At 45.3% G+C, this 18,193-nt stretch carries 10 protein-coding genes; all 10 read right to left on the reverse strand.

Annotated features, from left to right (window positions below; genetic code table 11):
- Positions 1-133 precede the first annotated feature (133 nt).
- The gene (locus Q8R38_02260; protein ID MDP3790847.1) at positions 134-9,784 is read right to left on the reverse strand and encodes a transaldolase family protein; all 9,651 of its coding nucleotides are present in this window, start codon (positions 9,782-9,784) and stop codon (positions 134-136) included.
- Positions 9,785-9,997: 213 nt separating this feature from the next.
- The gene (gene metG / locus Q8R38_02265) at positions 9,998-11,548 is read right to left on the reverse strand and encodes a methionine--tRNA ligase (GenBank protein ID MDP3790848.1); all 1,551 of its coding nucleotides are present in this window, start codon (positions 11,546-11,548) and stop codon (positions 9,998-10,000) included.
- Between the two features lie 3 nt (positions 11,549-11,551).
- Complete coding sequence (locus Q8R38_02270; protein MDP3790849.1) at positions 11,552-12,334, reverse strand: stage 0 sporulation family protein; 783 nt, start codon at positions 12,332-12,334, stop codon at positions 11,552-11,554.
- Positions 12,335-13,300, reverse strand: a complete 966-nt coding sequence (gene holB, locus Q8R38_02275) for a DNA polymerase III subunit delta' (GenBank protein ID MDP3790850.1) — start codon at positions 13,298-13,300, stop codon at positions 12,335-12,337.
- Positions 13,281-13,922 (reverse strand): dTMP kinase, encoded by a 642-nt coding sequence (gene tmk / locus Q8R38_02280; GenBank protein MDP3790851.1) that lies wholly within the window; start codon positions 13,920-13,922, stop codon positions 13,281-13,283. Before tmk ends, holB begins: the two co-directional genes overlap by 20 nt.
- Positions 13,904-15,319 carry a cysteine--tRNA ligase gene (cysS, locus tag Q8R38_02285; GenBank protein ID MDP3790852.1) on the reverse strand — a complete coding sequence of 472 codons (1,416 nt, stop codon included), beginning with the start codon at positions 15,317-15,319 and terminating at the stop codon, positions 13,904-13,906. Before cysS ends, tmk begins: the two co-directional genes overlap by 19 nt.
- Positions 15,316-15,993 (reverse strand): serine O-acetyltransferase EpsC, encoded by a 678-nt coding sequence (epsC, locus tag Q8R38_02290; GenBank protein MDP3790853.1) that lies wholly within the window; start codon positions 15,991-15,993, stop codon positions 15,316-15,318. The genes cysS and epsC overlap by 4 nt, the downstream gene beginning before the upstream one ends.
- Positions 15,994-16,008: 15 nt before the next feature.
- On the reverse strand, positions 16,009-16,482 hold the full coding sequence (gene ispF, locus Q8R38_02295; protein MDP3790854.1) for a 2-C-methyl-D-erythritol 2,4-cyclodiphosphate synthase: 474 nt from the start codon (positions 16,480-16,482) through the stop codon (positions 16,009-16,011).
- Positions 16,479-17,156 carry a 2-C-methyl-D-erythritol 4-phosphate cytidylyltransferase gene (gene ispD / locus Q8R38_02300; GenBank protein ID MDP3790855.1) on the reverse strand — a complete coding sequence of 226 codons (678 nt, stop codon included), beginning with the start codon at positions 17,154-17,156 and terminating at the stop codon, positions 16,479-16,481. Before ispD ends, ispF begins: the two co-directional genes overlap by 4 nt.
- Positions 17,153-18,181, reverse strand: coding sequence for a TRAM domain-containing protein (locus Q8R38_02305; GenBank protein MDP3790856.1), 1,029 nt, complete (start codon positions 18,179-18,181; stop codon positions 17,153-17,155). The genes ispD and Q8R38_02305 overlap by 4 nt, the downstream gene beginning before the upstream one ends.
- Between the last annotated feature and the right edge of the window lie 12 nt (positions 18,182-18,193).

Raw genomic sequence — 18,193 nt, forward strand, 5'->3', positions numbered from 1 at the left:
TTATCTCTTGTATTGTTTTGTTATAATATCATAAAGGGTGGGCAAAAACAAGTAGGGCACCTTTAAAGGTGCCCTACATTATGTATCCATAACCGTCTTACCCACCGGGTGGGTAAGACGGTTAATTTGTACGTTACGCCGAGATAAGGGTTGCGGCGACTTTCTCGTAATCAGGCTTGTCATAAGCTTGAGCGGGCCTGTAAGCAAGAATACCGCGTATAAGCTTACCTATCTCATTCTTGGCGATAGCCATGATGTAATCGTCAATCGCTATCTTTTCAGCAAATGTAAAGTGCGATTTTAAGTAGAAACTCAACAACCTGTATACAGACGAACTTACGTCTATCTTTTCATCTACTGCGCGCATAAGTAACATTACAACATATGTATCCTGCTGGAATTGCTTCCTGTAGGGGTCTTTAGCACCCTTTGCGGTCAATAGCTCATTCCTGTTAGCTATCATAAACCGTATGCCGGCATCTTTAAGTGCCTGATAATGCCTTTCTTCAAACCTTCCATCCGGCAGCTCATTCGGAAGCAGAACTATTGTTCTGTCCTTTACAGCGTCCGGATTAGCAAGGACACTGTGAATAAATTCATCTGCATCGCGTCCGCTTACACTATCGAGATTAAACCTGTCGCCATAATTTATCTGAGCTTCTTTTAGCTCGCCGTTTGCAAAGAATTCAGAAGTAACAAGCAGTGTGAAGCGGGTATCGGCTTGAACCGGGATCTGAACGCCCGCCTCGTTGGCAAGTTGAATTGCGGCGTTGATCTCAATTTCAGCTGACCTATTCATTTCCGCTACTGTAAGCCTATCGGGTACATGACGCAATGACACAGACTGTGGCCGTTCATCTGCTGTCGTTGTTGCTGACTGCGTAAGCACGGGCTCCACGGCAAGTTTAATAGTTTCCGATCTTTTGCCAAGCACGACAGGTTGTTTATTAAAAGGAAGGATCGACTCAACAAGCGCTTTTGTATTGCTCGCGCCCAACTTATCGAATATGGTTGCAAATTCTTCATATAATGCTTTGTCAACAGCGGCACGTACATGAGGTGGTAAATTCCAAAGCATATCCTTGAATGGCGCCGGAAGTTCCTTCGCGGCATCCTTTAATGTCCCTTTTAGCCCCTTAGGCATAAAATCACCCATTATTTCGGTAATGATCTCTGCGCGGGACTTCCCGGATTGAACGGCAGCAAGTTCTCTATACATGGTGGTTTTCTTTCCATCATCTTTAGCGGCCGCTATAGCAAGATCCGCATTCCCAAAGGCCAGATTCCACATAGGCCTGAATTTTTTGGAAAAATTTTCATCCCTTGCCATCAAAGCCTCAAGCCATTTCGCCATAGCTTCGCCGACTTCCGGCATCATATCGGCAACTATACCGAGCTCTATCTTCTGGTATTCGGTGGCAAGATGCACTTCTCCCACATCGCCTTGTTTCATCTTACCAAAATCTTCCTTTTCAAGAGTAGAAGCGCCGTGCTGAACAAACACAGGAATACCGATTCTTTCCCAGTATCTAACATGGCGCCGATAGATACCAAAGTCTATTTCTCCACCTACGCCATGCATGGTACCTGTCTGAAGGCTTATCTTGCTTGGCCCGACCAGGCCCTCGGCTTCGGCCATTGCCAGAATGGTCTTTGCCAGCGTAACCGATCCCAACACAGTGCTTGGGTTATTCTTATGCTTCGGGTTATCTATGTGGCGCTCTTCTATGCCTATTGAGACAGGCATTGTCAGTCCTAACTCTTCCTCCAATGCCCTGATATAACGAATAAAACGCATTGTGATCAAAATGCTTGGCCGGTGCATATTCTTGTATAGTCTTTCTAAATGCTCTTGATGCACTGGAGTTAAAGATTTAATGTCGCCCATCTCTATCTCGTCCACCAGGCGTCGCCAGAGGGACTTTCTGCCATTGTCATCAAGCCCGTAAAGGAGATAGACGTTCTGATCCAAATATTCACGCACAAAAGCATTCTCAAGTTGTGTAATCTTGTTCAGGGTCCCCTCGTCAACCAATGTGGAAGGATCAAGATCGATATTGTATACACCCGCCAGCATGGATTTACGAATAAGCTCTTCTATAGCTTTTAATTCTTTTTCTCTCTCATCACCGCCTTTATCATATTTCTCCTTGTTTACCTGATAATGGTCGCCCTGGGCAAAGATGAGGCCTTCATAACCCTGCTTAATGGCCGCCGCAATACTGACAGCAGTGAACTCAGCCATATCCTGCGCCGAGTAGCGCATCTCTGAGCGGGCTAATTCCAATAACAGAACGCCGACATTCTTGTCTTTGGCAGCGCGAAATAACTGCTGGTATTGATGGTAAACATCGGTCCTTCCGTTAACAGCGGGGACTGTTATTTTACCCCACTTCCCGTCTTTTTTGGCGGCATAGAAATCATTGATCGAGGCGAGCTTCAGATTGAAACTGATCGCCGCTTCGCGCAATATTCTTTGAGCGGCAGCTTTCACGTCCGGATTCTCGCTGAAGGCCGATTCAAACGCCAGATAATCAACTGTCTGGGAGTGGAATTTAGCCGCATCGAGAATAATCACCGAGTCCGCCGTCACTTTCAGGCTATCTCCAATATTACGCAGGAGTTCAAAAATATCCCTGGCTCTCGTCGCTGTTGTCACTGCAGGTACCACTGCCGCCATAAACGCGGATTGCGCTGTGGATTTAGTATTTTCATACGCCAACGGGACATCAGAATATTTTATTGTAGAAGCATCGGAATCCAGCACCAAAAGATTCTCAGGAGCAGGATGATTCCGGAAGAGTTCATATGCCTGCGAATTGGTTATTTTCGTGTTCACAAGAGAAACTACTCTAAGACTTGGAAGGCCGTATAATGGTGCCAGATCAGCGACATCGGTATCATTAAGGTCTAACGAAAACACGCTGCGCTCTGGATAACTAAGCAAGCGATCCGCGGGAAGCTCATTACCGCGAACAAACTGCTGCAATACTCTAAGCTGTTCGTCAAAACTGGGCGCGGCCGATATGTTTATCTCGGGCAGTTTATTGAGCGACTCGCCGAGGATATTCTTCCTTATTCCGGTCATGCCTTTTTCTACGGTCAGTGCCATATGGATCAGATCGATAATCCTCCTGCCGAATATGAGGTTGCCGTCCTTGTCAGGCCTGGCTCCTTCGACAAGAGCCTTGAATGCCTCTCCATATTTTTCATCCCGGCTGAGTTTTACAAGCAGCGCATCATCGGCCTTTATTGCCAAATTTCCCGCCACAACCATATTAAGCATTTTGCGTGTGATATATATGTTGTGCGCTGTTCCAACTAACTCTGTTAACGAAACCGGACCCTTTGACGAAGGGAACAGGGCCACCGCACCGGCCGTTCTATTCTTAACATATCTATAGGATTCTGTCGTTAACAAGGTCTTGGGCGAGTCTAATGAATCTATTATCTCATCGGCATCAGGCCTGGCAATTACACAGACATTGGGCCTTCTCATATTAAAAGCTGATTCCGATTGAGAATTTATCGCATCTATTGCTGCATTAATATCATAACCGCTGGGTCTTTTAACCTTTTCGGAAGGCAAAAGGTCTCTAAGGTTTTCTTTCGGCCCAATAACGCCCAGGACGTTCTTTCCGCAAAGTTCAGCTTCTGTAAAAATACCGCTATCTTTCAAATCCACTTTACCCATTGCTTCCGATACAGGCCTTGCCCTCATGGTCCTTTGTATATCCACAACGGTCCTTGAGCCTTTATCGGCGGCAATACACACACCGCCGTCCGAAATGACTCTTTTTCTTTTGGCTTCTTCTGTAATCAACGGAACGGCTGTAGCAATAGCCAGTTCTCCCGTGATAATGTCAATACTATCCTTATTAGGCGCCCTTGACCTTCCGCTGTATCCGGTATCTTCCAGAAAAAGATTTTTATCTCTTTCTAAGCCTAATTCAACAGCAAGCGCCTCAGCCACAAAGTCTGCTATGCCAAGCTCGGCAAGCAGAGGGTTACCATTGACATCTGTTTTTACATTGGCAAACTTTGCCGCCAAAAATTTGTTTCTTTTGAGGATTTTTTGTAGTAGTTGATCCTTTGCCGATACTCTGAACCCCTCCGACACAAATACGGCACTAGCGCCATACTCATTCATTCTCGATCTAACCGCTTCGGCTATATCATATAAAGAAACGATAACGCTACCATTAGGACTTACTGACCATTCTGGAACCGCCGCAACGCTGATAGGCGACTCTAAAGCCCCTGAAACGGTCAAATAGCCCATATCGCGGCCCATCATCTGGAACACGACACATTTCCAGCTGCCGGGCTCGGGTGATGCGCGCCGTGAAAATTCGTTTGCATTCTGCCCTGCGCTGTCTGCGCCCATCGGGTATACCATCGTATCACCGTCTATCGTCTTGGGAAGGACTAGCACCATCATGTCATCTACCTTTGATTCTTTAAATTTCTTAGCTATCTTTGCTGCCTCGCCCATATGGTCATTCCCGCCGACAAAAACCACTGTCTTGCAATAACCCTGTAAATTCGCCATTGCCTGAAGCGTTAACTCTTCGTTCAGCTTGACCCTCGACGTGCCTTGCGCGGCGCCGGGCTTGTTAAGCAGCTCATCCGCCATTTTTTGATCCACCCATACACGGTTTTCCGCAAATTCCCCGGATGACTTCACCAGCGTATCCAGGCCGAACCTTTGGATTTCAAGCGTCATGCCAAATCGGGCAAGAGCCTTTGCCAGTAACGCGAAATAATTATTTACACCCGGCGCTTCTCCGCCGCTTATCATTATTATCACGCGTTTTTCCGGAGGAACTTCACTCGGCTTGAGCCACGTCTTTACTCTTGTCATCGCAGCTACAGGCTGGTCAACCGTAGGCACAATCACAGGCTTTAATATGTCTTCGATATTATCCTGCTTGCTCCGAACGGCCTTGACATGCTCTTTAATGAATTGCAGTGAAGCTGCATAATCTTTTTTAAACGCTTCGACCCCGTCTTCCTGCAACTTTGTAGTAATTGCATTTATGTCTATATCACATTTGGACAAGGTATACATTACCTCTTGTGCCTGAACCGCTGTCATGTCATTTCTCGGCTCGGCTTCTACGCTGGTAGCCATTATCGAGGCATGCAATGTATCTTTCGGCATAGTATTAACTGTATTTTGCAAAGGGAGATTTGAAACATACATAAGCGGTGAAAATCTGGCACCATCAGCATAAGCTTCGTTTGATTTTATCTCCGTAGAAGCCCACAGAAGTCTTTGGGGCGCGGCGCCCATATTCAGAAGCTGTTCCCATAGTCGATGTCGATATAAAAATACGTTATTAGAAACATCGGATGCAAGCACCGTGTTAGCTATAGCGGCTTTTCCTATAAGGCTCTCCAAAATTGTTATGTTAGCCGCTGTCTCTTTAGGGTTATCCGTTCTTGCTTTTTCCTTTGCGATTGCCTTCCTTATCTGCTCATCAGCCGCATCCGGCTTACAGTTCACCCTGCTCACGAAGAAACTCGCAACGGACTGTATGTCATAGATAGGTTTACGATCGGTAACTCTCCGCTCCAAGCCTCTCATATACGCCCTTGCGACATCTTCATAATTGGAAACCCCGAAAAGAAGAGTTACATTGACATTGATTCCATTGTAGGTAAGTTCCTCTACTGCCTTTACGCCCTCGGGAGTAGCGGGAACCTTCACCATGACGTTTGGCATTCCAATCGCGTTAACTAATCGCATAGCCTCATTAACAGTATTCTGTACATCATACGCATATTTCGGGTTTACTTCTATCGATATATATCCGTCAAGATGCTTTGTCTTATTAAAGACGGGAAACCATTCCACAGCCATCTGTTTCATATACAATATACATACATAATCGTATATCTGTTCGGGCGTCCAGCCTTCGGCTATACCATGCTGTATTTCTTTGTCGAACATACCTGCTTTTATGGCATTGTTAATTATCGTAAGATTTGTGGTTTGACCGGTGACGCCTTTTTTCTTAAAAAACCTGATCTCTTCAGGCGTAAACGCGCCATCCGCCCATACGCTCTGTCCTTTTTTACGTAGCAAGGAAATACCTTTACCGGCAAGGAGCCTGGCTGTCTTTACGATACCATCCTTATCAAAACCGTGTTTTTTATACAGCTCCGCGGGCGTTCCCGATTCGCCGTATTTGTCTATACCAAGGTTTCTGACAAATTGCGGTTTTGCGTTCCGACGGGCGAGGATATTATCTATCTTATCTCCGAGTAGTCCCGGCAATGCGTCTATCACGCTTATAATATTTCTGCCACGCTCAATGAGTTTTTCAAAATCCCTCTTGTTAGCTTCATCAGCCGTTATGGATTTGAGCTGTGTTACATTCACAACCTCTACTGAAAGGCCGTATTTTTCTGAAAGATCCTTGGCCGCATTTATCGCTTCAGCTGTTACTACACCGGATGAAACTATTACAATGTCACGGCTTTGGCTCTTTTTTCTATTTTTCCCGGACTCGGTATCAAATATCTTATAGAAACCGCGCCTTGCGCCTTCCTGCCAACCTTCGGGTTTATTTTGTATAACCGGAGTATCAAGCCTCGCCGGCCTTATGTAATGTATGCCGCCTTTCTTCTTTGCAACGTCATATATACCTCTAAACAATACCCTCTGTTCTTCTGCGTCAGCACCTTCATAAGTTTGAACCCCCGGAAGCGCACCAAGAACACCAAGCGAATGCGCATCCTGGTGAGTTCTGCCATCCGGCCCGGTCGCTAAACCACCGTGCGTTCCAACGATTATTATCGGAAGGTTTGCATTTAATATGGCGTTAAGCTGGTCGACCATCCTCGTAGTAAATATGCTAAATGTGCCAATAACCGGAATCTTGCCGCACGCAGCAAGGCCTGCGGCAAATGAAACCATATGTGCCTCGCGTATACCAACCGGTATATATCTGCCTAAAAGATTATCAGCTGAAAATGTCCCGAATAACTTCGCAAAACCGTCAAATTTATTAGAACCCATCAAGTCTGCCGACATTGCAACCACATCAATATTATCCGCGCCGATAAGTGTGAGTTCGTGGCCTGTGGCAGTGCGAGTAGCAACATTTTTGCCCTCAGGATAACCTTTCTCTAATTCCTGTATAGCTTTTTGAACTGTTGCGCTATTTGTTATCTGACGAAGCGCCTCTCTTCTCGCCCCTACACGCGCTTTATTTTCTTTTTCTATACGCGCCTTCGTGTCGGCACCTAATGATATTTTCCTGATTAGATCTTCTACAAAAGCCTTTACAGCTTCCCTATGATTTTCGGGAGTGTACCTGCCATTGCTTAAAACGGCTAAATCCGCGTCTATAATAGCGAGCGCTTCTTTAACTTCGGCTTCTTTAGGCGCTTCACCGTGTTTTGCCATTCCCGGCAGGCCCGCACCTTTCGTAGTTTTCATTATAACTATAGCCGGCTTACCGTTACCAAGACTTTTCTTTGCTTCCTGAGTAGCTCTCATTACATCTTCTATGTCTTCGCCATTTGCCCTGACTACATTCCATCCTCTTGCTTCCCAGAGCTTAATTTGGCCTTCGTAGTCAACATCAACATCAGTAACTTTGTTATCTATCTGATATCCATTCCAGTCAAGAAACGCTACTATCTTAAGCCCCTTTGCCGCCGCTTCTCTATACGTTTCATCTTGCTTCTGTTTTAAAATAGCTCCTGCATGCCTTCCGGCCTCATCTACCTGGCCTTCTTCGGTTTCACCATCACCAATTATGCAGTATGTTATATAGTCCTTGTCGTCCATTACTGCTGCAGTCGCCATAGCTACCGCGGCGGAAAAAGCTACTCCTAAAGGGCCTCCTGAAAACTCAACACCGATCGTCTTCGCCATGTCCGGATGGCCCTGTAAGTCTGATCCGAGCTTTCTCAATGTTTCAAGGAATTCTTCCACATCCTCGGTCTTCAATTTGCCCTGTTTCTTAAGATCCGCTATACGTTTTGCAAAATACTGTGCGCGCGCCAATGCCGCATATAGGCCGGGCGCAGCATGGCCTTTTGAAAGGACAAACCTGTCCCTATATTCCCAGTTCGGATCACTTGGATCGTATCTCATGATCCTTTCACCATTAGCATTCGTTCCAAAATATAGCGCAACGACCGCTTTTAACATAGAAAGCGAACCACCCGGATGGCCTGAACCGGCCTTGTAGATCATACTTACTACATCGCGCTCGAGTATCCTTGTTAAAAATTTCAGATCCTGTATTAATCCGGGGCTATTTAGGCGAACACCTGCCGCGAATAAGCACTCGGATATCGCGGCTTCATCCAATAAATTTAAATCCTTTAATTTCGCCAACACGCCTTCTTCGGTAATGTCATTACGCACACGGTCAACGAGTATTTTCAACACTTTTGTTTGCTCTTCACGCGTTAATTTGGCAACAGCCGGTATTTCAATTAGCCTTTTCCATACATCTTTTGCCCTGTCATCACTTATCCCGATATCCGGCATATTTTCGTTCATTACTGCGGCTGCCGCAACAGGAGCTTCGAAATCAGTATCCGTCCTGTACTTTCTGCTGTCGGGACCAACAGAAATATCACCGTACGGCGCCATTGCTTGTGTAATTCGATAGGCAAGGGTAGCAAATTCATTGTAGGTGAGCTCGCCTACTATGCGCTTTCCGCTCTCCATGTGAGTAAAATTCAAAGTTTTCTTCCCTTGCCAACTATCCCCACCCTGGCCATCCCTCCTCAGCGTCCTCCACTGCCTATATTTATCCCAATCGCCTTCAAATGCCTCCTTTACGACAGCCAGATGGAAGCTTCTTTCTAAGTGCTCATGCGCCAATAATTGATCTTTTACGGTTGTAAATCCCCCCATGCCATATAACCACACACTTGTCTCTGTTGTACCCGTTTTGTCTTTATGCCAGGGGGCAACGGCATATATCCACCCACTTTCAACACCAAAGTGCGCGGCTTGTGAGGACAGCTGTCTTAGAAAATCGCTATACCCGTAGTGCAATTCGGGTCCGACATTTGCTCTACCCAGCAAGCCTGAAAAAAGTTCTTGTTCAGATAAACCGGTTACTTCAATAAGCTTCTCAAAGATAGCCAAAAAATTCCCGGCGGATTTTTTATTATCTGCAACAAACCAATTAATCTTATTAGACTTGTCCACTACGAGGAATTTCTCGAATGCCTTTGGGTTTTTTCCGACCTCGTAAAATAACGCGTCAAGCATCGCGTTAAGAACCCTGTGATCCGCGCAATCCATAGGGCCGGCATCTCTAACAGCTGCGGCTGTCGGAACTTCCCGCGATTTCGCCGAAGGCGTATTGTCTTTCGGGTATACGCTCAAGGTTTGTTTGGCAGGATCGTATTCTATAACATACCTTACATTATTTATGACCGCTTTCAGCGTTATAACACCATTGAGCCCTGCTTCGGCTTCATGGCGGAATATTCTACCGTTACGTATATTGTCAATTGCTCTAACAACTTCGGGGGATACGCCCTTTAGCTCTTTCAATGTTTGAGGAGTTATCGGCTGCTTCGCCTTTCTCATCGCCGCAAATAATTCCATGATAAGTATCGATATGCCGCGCGTGCCCTGGATGTCTTTGCCCAACATATCGTCACTTTTTATGAGCGTAGCGAGTGTGTCAGAATTCCTCGCGCCTAATAACTCCTGCGCGAACCCTGTATCAAAAAGAAATGTATTGCAAATGAATGCTATCAACACCACCAAAGAAGCTACACGATTTACTCTACTCATTGCCACTCCTCCTGTTTATGTTTCATGACGAACTTTTTAATCTTTTTTACTTTCCAAAAAAAACGCCTGGCAAAACTTTGCCAAGCATTTAAAATTTGTTCCGGACTTTTTTAAAAACTTGTTATTAGTTTATCACGCGAAAAATGTTTGTCAAGGAAAAATAGCTAACTTTTTGAAACCTTTACCGTTTTACCCACCCGGTGGGTAAAACGGTTAGGTTTCGATGCGGGGAAATAGTGGCGCGGACTTTTTAACTTGGGCGCCTGCTTTAAGTAAACCCCATGATTTCACGTCGGAGAATTTTACCTTTGACGGGTCGTCTTCCATGCCCAATTGGACCATTATATTCTTCGATGTGGACGGCATGAATGGATAGACGGATATAGAAACTATTCTCAATGCTTCAAGAAGGCTGTAAATCAGTATTGCCAGTTCGTCTGCCTTCCTTTCCTTTGCCAGCGCCCACGGCTTCGCGTCCTCGATAAGTTTATTGGCCTTATTAACAACTTCCCATATCTTTGTAAGCGCTCCCACGAAATCTAATTGCGGTATAGTCTTTTCTAAATCACCCGCCAGGCCGGAAGCTTTATCCTGCAAATCTTTTACTATTCCCGCCTCGAGCCTGTCCCCTGAGACAGCCGGAACTTTTCCCTCAAAATATTTTTCCACCATAGTAAGCGTCCGGTTAAGTAAGTTGCCCAGATCGTTGGCAAGGTCGCTATTGTACCTTGATATTAACGCCTCTTCATTAAAAGCTCCGTCCAAACCAAATGGGACTTCGCGCAGCAAAAAATATCTATAGGTATCTATCCCATATCTTTTTATCAGGTCAAGCGGGTCGACAACATTGCCCTTTGACTTCGACATCTTTTCGCCTTTTATGACCCACCACCCGTGCGCGAATATCGTCTTCGGAGGCGTCAATCCGAGCGCATGAAGCATTATGGGCCAATACACGGCGTGATGGCGCAATATATCCTTACCTATAACATGGAAATCCGCCGGCCAATATTTTTTAAGCTTTGCCTGATCATCGGGATAGCCTATGCCTGAAATATAATTTATCAGCGCGTCAAACCATACATAAGTGACAAAATTTTTATCGAACGGCACTTCTATGCCCCATGACATGCGGCTCTTGGAGCGCGATATGCATAGGTCCAAAAGAGGTTCTTTCAAAAACCCCAGCACTTCATTGCGCCTAAAGTCGGGCTTTATGAAATCCGGATTTGATTTTATATAATCTATGAGCCAATCTTGATATTCGGAGATCTTAAAGAAATAATTTTCTTCGTCCAGCTTCTCCAAATGCCGCTTGCAGTCGGGGCATAACCCGTCATCGGCCTGGGCCTCGGACCAGAATGTCTCGCACGGCGTGCAAAACCACCCTTTATACACCTTCTTATATATCTTGCCGTCTTTGTGTAATTTTTCCAACACGGCCTGGACCGCCTTAATGTGAACGCTATCCGTGGTCCTTATGAAATAATCATACTTTATGCCGAGCGAGTCCCACAGGCTCCTAAAGACAGGCACTATCTCGTCTACAAATTTCTTCTCCTCGCCTTTTTTAAATCCGCGCGCAAGCGTAGCCTTCTCTATCTTCTCGCCATGTTCATCGGTGCCGGTCATGAAGAATACATCATCACCGCGCAGCCTTAAGAATCTCGCCACCGTATCACAGGCTATCTGGGTATACGAGTGGCCTATATGAGGTTTTGAGTTTACGTAATATAGTGGGGTAGTTATATAGAATTTGTTCATGGCCTATTTATATGGGATTTCCAGGAGGCTGCCGTCTTCAAGTTCAACGGTTGCCGAGCGCTTTATCGCGTTTATGCCGATTACTTTGCCGTTACCCTTCTCCGTTTTTATGATATCTCCCTGGTTCGGCGCGCCCTTCATGAGCTCTTTATAAGTTTTATGCTCATAGCTTAAACAACACATGAGACGTCCGCATAGGCCCGATATCTTTGTGGGGTTTAACGGAAGATTTTGCTCTTTTGCCATCTTTATCGTAACCGGCTCGAAATCCTTTAAGAATGTCGCGCAGCACAGGACCCGTCCGCACGGACCGAAGCCGCCCAGCATCTTGGCTTCATCGCGCACGCCTATCTGCTTTAACTCTATCCTCGTCTTGAAGACGTTGGCGAGATCCTTGACCAGATCCCTAAAGTCTATCCTGCCTTCCGCGGTAAAATAGAACATTATCTTCGACCGGTCAAATGTAAATTCCGCGTCTATGAGCTTCATGGCTAAGTGGCGCTCATGTATCTTTTTATTACAGGCGTCCATTACCTCCCTTACCTTCTTCTTATTCTTGTCTATCTGGTGCATGTCCCACGGATTGGCTTTCCTGATGACTTTTCTTAAGGGCTGCTCCACGTCGGAATCGAGGATTACTTCGTTCTCCGATATCACCTGTCCATAGTCCTGCCCCCTGTCAGACTCCACAATTACATAATCGCCGGTTTTAAATTTCATGCCGCCGGTGGAGTAATATGATATCTTGCCCGCTTCCCTTAGCCTTACCTGTATTACTTCGTACATTTAAACCTCACAAATCTTAACACCCAGAACGCTCATCGCAAGTTTAGCGTTAGCATTCTGGTCCAAATATGATATCGTTGAAATAACGCTGCCTATAACATCTTCCAAATATTCAAAGCTCAAACGCTTTGCCTCGTTAGAGATTATATCCTTTTTGTCGATATTTACAAGCATAGAGTTATCTACGCCTGCTTTGGCGCTTGCTATATCCTTAAACCACGCAAGCAGTATATCAAGATACAATACGAGCTTTTCTTTGGGCACGTCATCAAAAGAAAGCTGATTCAATGACCTTTTGGAGACGCTATCTATTAGAGAGGACCTTTTTGCGAATACGTCTTCATCGTTATATTTAACCGCTTCCCCCAGCCTGCCGCAGGACAAACGTGAAAGTACATGCGCGCTCTTTTCATCCAAAGAATATTGCCCGATAAGAAGCTCCTTGATCTGATCCGGCTTTAACGGATAAAATCTTACAACCTGCGAACGCGATACTATAGTATGAAATAGGGCCTTCAGATTGTCTGTTATCAGTATCAATATAGAGTCTGTCGGGGGCTCTTCCAGTGTTTTTAATAAAGCGTTTGCCGCCTCATGTTTCATATCCTGGGCCTGGTCTATAATATAAACTTTCTTCTTCGCTTCAAAGGGCCTAAGGTATATATCTTTTATCAATTTTCGTATATCGTCTATCTTTATCGTGCCGCGGTCTTTTTCCGCCTTCAATATAGAAACATCCGGATGGGACAAATTATCTATCTTCTTGCATGAAGGGCATTTGTCGCAAGGTTCGTATGATACAGCGTTTTGGCATACAATGGCTTTGGCGAAATTGACAGCTGTAAGCGCTTTGCCGATACCGCCGGGGCCGCAGAATATATAGGCATGCGATAATTTGTTATTTTTAAGCGAAGTCTTTAAAAAAGAGACAGCGCTATCCTGCCCTTTAATATCGGCGAAGGACATTATCGACCTCTCTTCTTACCAAAGACTGGACTTTGGGTATTTCGCCGTCAACTTTTATCACTTTTATCCTTTTCGGATATTTTCTTGCCAGCTCCAGATAGCCTTTTCTCACCCTCTTATGGTACGCGACATCTTTTGACTCAATTCTATCAGTGCCCTTCTTCTTAGCGCGCCTCAAACCTTCTACAGTATCTATATCCAAAAGTATAGTAAGATCCGGCGCCAAAGAATTTGTCGCCACATCGTCGATCTTCTCTATTATATTCATATCGACTTTACCGCCATATCCCTGATAAGAGAATGTCGCGTCGCTAAATCTGTCACATATGATAATATTTTTCCTCTTTATCGCGGGCGTTATTATATCCTCCACTATCTGGCGGCGGCATGCTTCAAATAAAAACAATTCGGTTAAATCGGATATATGCAGGCCGTCGGAATTAAGCAGAATTTTCCTGACTTCTTCGCCTAACTTTGTGCCGCCCGGCTCACGGGTAATTACGCACGAATACCCATTCTTCTTAAGATAATCTAAGAGAAGCCTGGAATGCGTACTCTTGCCGCAGCCTTCTATGCCCTCAAAAGTTATGAATAAACCTTTTTTTAAACTTTTCTTCGCCACACCGTGCCATCCTTCGTATCTTCCAGTATAACGCCCATATCGCTAAGATCCTTGCGTATGTCATCGGATCTTTTATAGTCCTTGTTTGCCCTCGCCTCATTCCGTTGTCTTATCAGAGCCTCAACGGTTTCCGGCAAGGCTTTATCGGCTTGGCTTAGGCTCAAACCAAAAATTTCCGCAAGTTTATGTAATATTTTTTTCGATTCAAGGGTAATTTCGTAATTATCGATATTCTTATTTGTAAAATTTACCAGTTCGAACAGATCGGCTAACGCCAGGGGCATATTAAAATCATCGTCCATCGCCTCTTCGAAACGGCGCTTGAAATCAGCGATTTTGTCGTTCTTACACCGCCCCGGTGTAGTTTTAGAAAGCAGCTTGTCACCGGGGCGGTGTAACTTCTCAAGTAGAATTATAAACCGCTCTTTTTGCGCCTTCATCTCACCTATCTTCTCTTCTGTATAATCGACCGGATGACGATAGTGAGTATTGAGAAATAATAGTTTCAGGTAATCAGCATCTTTATACTTAGCGATAAAATCTTTTATAGAGATAAAATTACCGAGTGACTTTGCCATCTTTTCCTTGTCGATGGTCAAAAGCCCATTGTGCATCCAATAGCGCGCGAACTTCTTACCCGCGCCCTCGGACTGCGCTATCTCATTTTCGTGATGAGGAAATATAAGGTCCACTCCGCCGCCATGTATGTCGAATTCATCTCCAAGAATATCGGAGCTCATAGCGGAGCACTCTATGTGCCATCCGGGCCTGCCGTCTGACCATGGACTTTTCCAGTAAGGCTCTCCCTCTTTTGCCTTCTTCCATAACGCGAAGTCTAAAGGGTCGCGTTTCTTCTCTCCATGCGAGATCCTTGCGCCTATTTCCATCTTATCTGTATTCTGATTGGATAATTTTCCGTAATCTTTGGCCTTCTTTATATCGAAATATACGTCCCCGCCCGATTCATACGCGCAATCTCTTTTTATAAGATCTTCGATAAATTTAATCATCTTCGGGATATATTCGGTTGCCTTCGGTTCTTTGTCGGGGTGTCCTATCCCCAGCAAGTCCATATCCTCATGATATGCGTCAAGATATTTTTTTGAAATTTCTTTTGTTTCTTCAATTAAATTTGACCCTTGACCCTTGACACCTGACACTTTTTTTGCTTTCTCTATTATCTTATCGTCGACATCCGTAACGTTCCTGACGAATGTGACCTTATTGCCTTTATACTCAAGATAGCGCCTAACCACATCAAATATGTACGCGCTCCTGGCATGGCCTATGTGGGACTCATCATAAACTGTCGGCCCACAGACATACATCCCAATCGAGCCGGGTTTAATCGGGGCAAACTCTTCTTTTTTTCTGGTAAGCGAACTATATATCTTCATTTCTCCAGGTCTTCTATCCTCTTCTTAAGCTCATCGAGATCTTGCAATAGCGGATCGAGCACGTGGATATGGTCGAGGTCTATATCTATCTTCTTGCCGTCCTGTTTTGTGACCCTGCCTGGAACACCGACAACTGTGGAATTCGCGGGAACATCCTTTATCACAACAGCATTTGAGCCTATATAGGAATTGTCTCCTATCGTAATATTGCCTAAAACTTTCGCGCCCGCCCCTATTACGACATTGCTCCCTATAGTAGGATGGCGCTTGCCCTTCTCTTTGCCCGTACCGCCCAATGTCACGCCCTGATACATGGTGACATTATCCCCAATAATAGTGGTCTCGCCTATTACGACACCCATGCCATGATCTATAAATAGGCTGTTCCCAATAGCAGCGCCGGGATGTATCTCTATGCCTGTAAAGAACCGGCCCAACTGCGAGATCCATCTCGGGAAAAACGGCACGCGAAGCTTAAGAAGCACATTCGATACCTTATAGAATACCAGCGCATGCAGCCCTGAATAAGTTAAAAGCACCTCCAGAAAACCGCTTGCCGCCGGATCGCGCTCGAATATCGCATTTATCTCTTTCCTGAAAAATATAGCGACAAAAATCCAGAAGATCGCTATTATTAAGACGATATTGAGTACCACACTAAGGCAAATAGTCATACAGCACCTCGAATTTTATTTCTCTACCAACGTTGCGACGGCATACGCGGCTATCGCTTCGCCCCTGCCAAAGGCGCCCACTCCTTCATTTGTGGTGGCTTTTATATTAACCCTGGACCTGTCTATACCTAAAATACCGGATATGGCCTCGACCATCTTGTCCTTAAAGGGCATGATCTTCGGCTCCTCGGCTATAGCGGCCACGTCTATATTGTTTACCGTATACTTTTTATCCGATACTAACTGCGCCACTTTCTTCAATATCTCTTTACTCGCTATATCTTTATAATTTGGGTCGGTATTCGGAAAATGCTGGCCTATATCACCCAGCGCCAGAGCCCCCAAAAGCGCGTCCGATATCGCGTGCAGGATCACGTCACCGTCAGAATATCCTATTAATCCCTTTACGTATGGTATCTCAACTCCGCCCAAAAATAATTTTCTCTCCTCGACGAGCCTGTGAATATCATACCCTATACCGGTCCTCATAATAACACCTCGGCCATTTTTAGATCCTCTTTTGTCGTTACCTTAATATTTTTCGCGCTGCCTTCAAGGATCTTAACCTTTTTACCGATGCGCTCTAAATAAATGGCATCATCGGTTATTTCTTCTCGAGTACCTGCTTTAGAATAAGCCTTCTTCAACAGGCTGTATTTGAAAACCTGCGGCGTCTGCGCGCGCCATAGGCTATCCCTATCAAGCGTCTTCCTGATAAATAAATTCTTATCCGCTAATTTTACAGTATCGGTCTGGCGCACCGCGGTTATGCACGCGCCGTGCCTTTGGGCTAAAAGCACGGAACCGGCTATCATATCTTCCGACAGAAAAGGCCTTGCCGCGTCATGCACCAAAACTATATCGTATGACGGGCCTATAAGGTCAAAACAATTTTTAACAGATTTCGAGCGCGTCTTCCCTCCGCCCGTTATAAATTTTGCCTTAGATATGCCGTACTTTTTTATTATTCCCTTGAGTCGCTTTATCAGTGTGGGCTGGACCGCGATGATTATGGTATCTATGTATTTTGATGAGTTAAGAGTTTTAAGCGCATACACTATTAACGGCCTTCCGCCAAGTCGTACAAACGCTTTCTTTTCACGGGTCTTGAGTCTTTTTCCCAAACCGGCAGCCGGAACTATCGCGACTACCCTTGGCCTCATTTACCCTTCCATCCACCCTGCTGCCTCGGGGCATCTTCGAGCTTAGCAAATATCATCCTGCCCGCGGATGTCTGTAAAACACTTGTGACTGTAACCTTCGCTACCTGGCCTATCAGATGCCTGGTATTATCTACTACGACCATCGTCCCGTCATCCAAGTACCCTACCCCCTGATTATATTCTTTTCCCTCTTTGGATATCCTGACTTCCATAGCTTCGCCCGGAAGGACGACGGGCCGCAGCGCATTAGCAAGTTCATTAATATTAAGTACGGTAACGCCTTGAAGCTCGGCTATCTTATTTAAATTAAAATCATTAGTAACAACTTTGGCGCTAAGAAGCTGGCCCATCTTGACCAATTTCGCGTCAACATCCTTTATGTCCGGAAAGTCTTCTTCCTGTATCCTTACATTAAGCTTGGAGTTCTTCTGTATTCTGTTTAATATATCCAGCCCGCGTCTGCCGCGATTGCGCTTCAAAGCATCCTGCGAATCCGCGATCTGCTGAAGCTCCCTTAATACAAACCTCGGTATCACTATCCTTCCCTCGACAAATCTCGTATCCAGTATATCGGCGATCCTGCCGTCGATTATAACGCTTGTATCAAGAAGCACTACATCTTCGCGCTCGTCCTGCCTGACGAATTTTACATAAGGGATTACGAGATTAAATTCGTCTTTTCCCCTCATCGCTATAACCATGCCCAAATAGCAGAATACCAGGATCAACACTATCTGCAGCGACGAAAATAGTTCTATGCTCATCGGGATTAGCTTCAGCACGCTGGTAAGTATCCATGCCATGAAAAATCCGAATATCAGCCCGAACACAGCCGCTGAAAGGTTCCTGACAGAGAATCGCCTCATCCCGACTTCCACTAATATTATCGTGCTCGAACCTATGAGGCCGCATAGGGCGCCGCCTATCTGCCACGTCATATTAAAATTACCCAAAAGCGCGCCGACATAATAACCTACTATGGTACTGACTACTACGAAAAAAGCCCTTAAGTATAATACCGTCATATGTTATCCCTC

The organism is Candidatus Omnitrophota bacterium, from assembly GCA_030695905.1.
Taxonomy (GTDB): Bacteria; Omnitrophota; Gorgyraeia; order 2-01-FULL-45-10; family 2-01-FULL-45-10; genus CAZHPY01.

Excerpts from the sequence above, each read along its gene's own strand:
- Q8R38_02260 (MDP3790847.1), bottom strand. The coding sequence starts at position 9,784 with ATGAGTAGAGTAAATCGTGTAGCTTCTTTGGTGGTGTTGATAGCATTC.
- holB (MDP3790850.1), bottom strand. The coding sequence starts at position 13,300 with ATGTCCTTCGCCGATATTAAAGGGCAGGATAGCGCTGTCTCTTTTTTA.
- metG (MDP3790848.1), bottom strand. The coding sequence starts at position 11,548 with ATGAACAAATTCTATATAACTACCCCACTATATTACGTAAACTCAAAA.
- epsC (MDP3790853.1), bottom strand. The coding sequence starts at position 15,993 with ATGACTATTTGCCTTAGTGTGGTACTCAATATCGTCTTAATAATAGCG.
- Q8R38_02270 (MDP3790849.1), bottom strand. The coding sequence starts at position 12,334 with ATGTACGAAGTAATACAGGTAAGGCTAAGGGAAGCGGGCAAGATATCA.
- ispF (MDP3790854.1), bottom strand. The coding sequence starts at position 16,482 with ATGAGGACCGGTATAGGGTATGATATTCACAGGCTCGTCGAGGAGAGA.
- Q8R38_02305 (MDP3790856.1), bottom strand. The coding sequence starts at position 18,181 with ATGACGGTATTATACTTAAGGGCTTTTTTCGTAGTAGTCAGTACCATA.
- cysS (MDP3790852.1), bottom strand. The coding sequence starts at position 15,319 with ATGAAGATATATAGTTCGCTTACCAGAAAAAAAGAAGAGTTTGCCCCG.
- ispD (MDP3790855.1), bottom strand. The coding sequence starts at position 17,156 with ATGAGGCCAAGGGTAGTCGCGATAGTTCCGGCTGCCGGTTTGGGAAAA.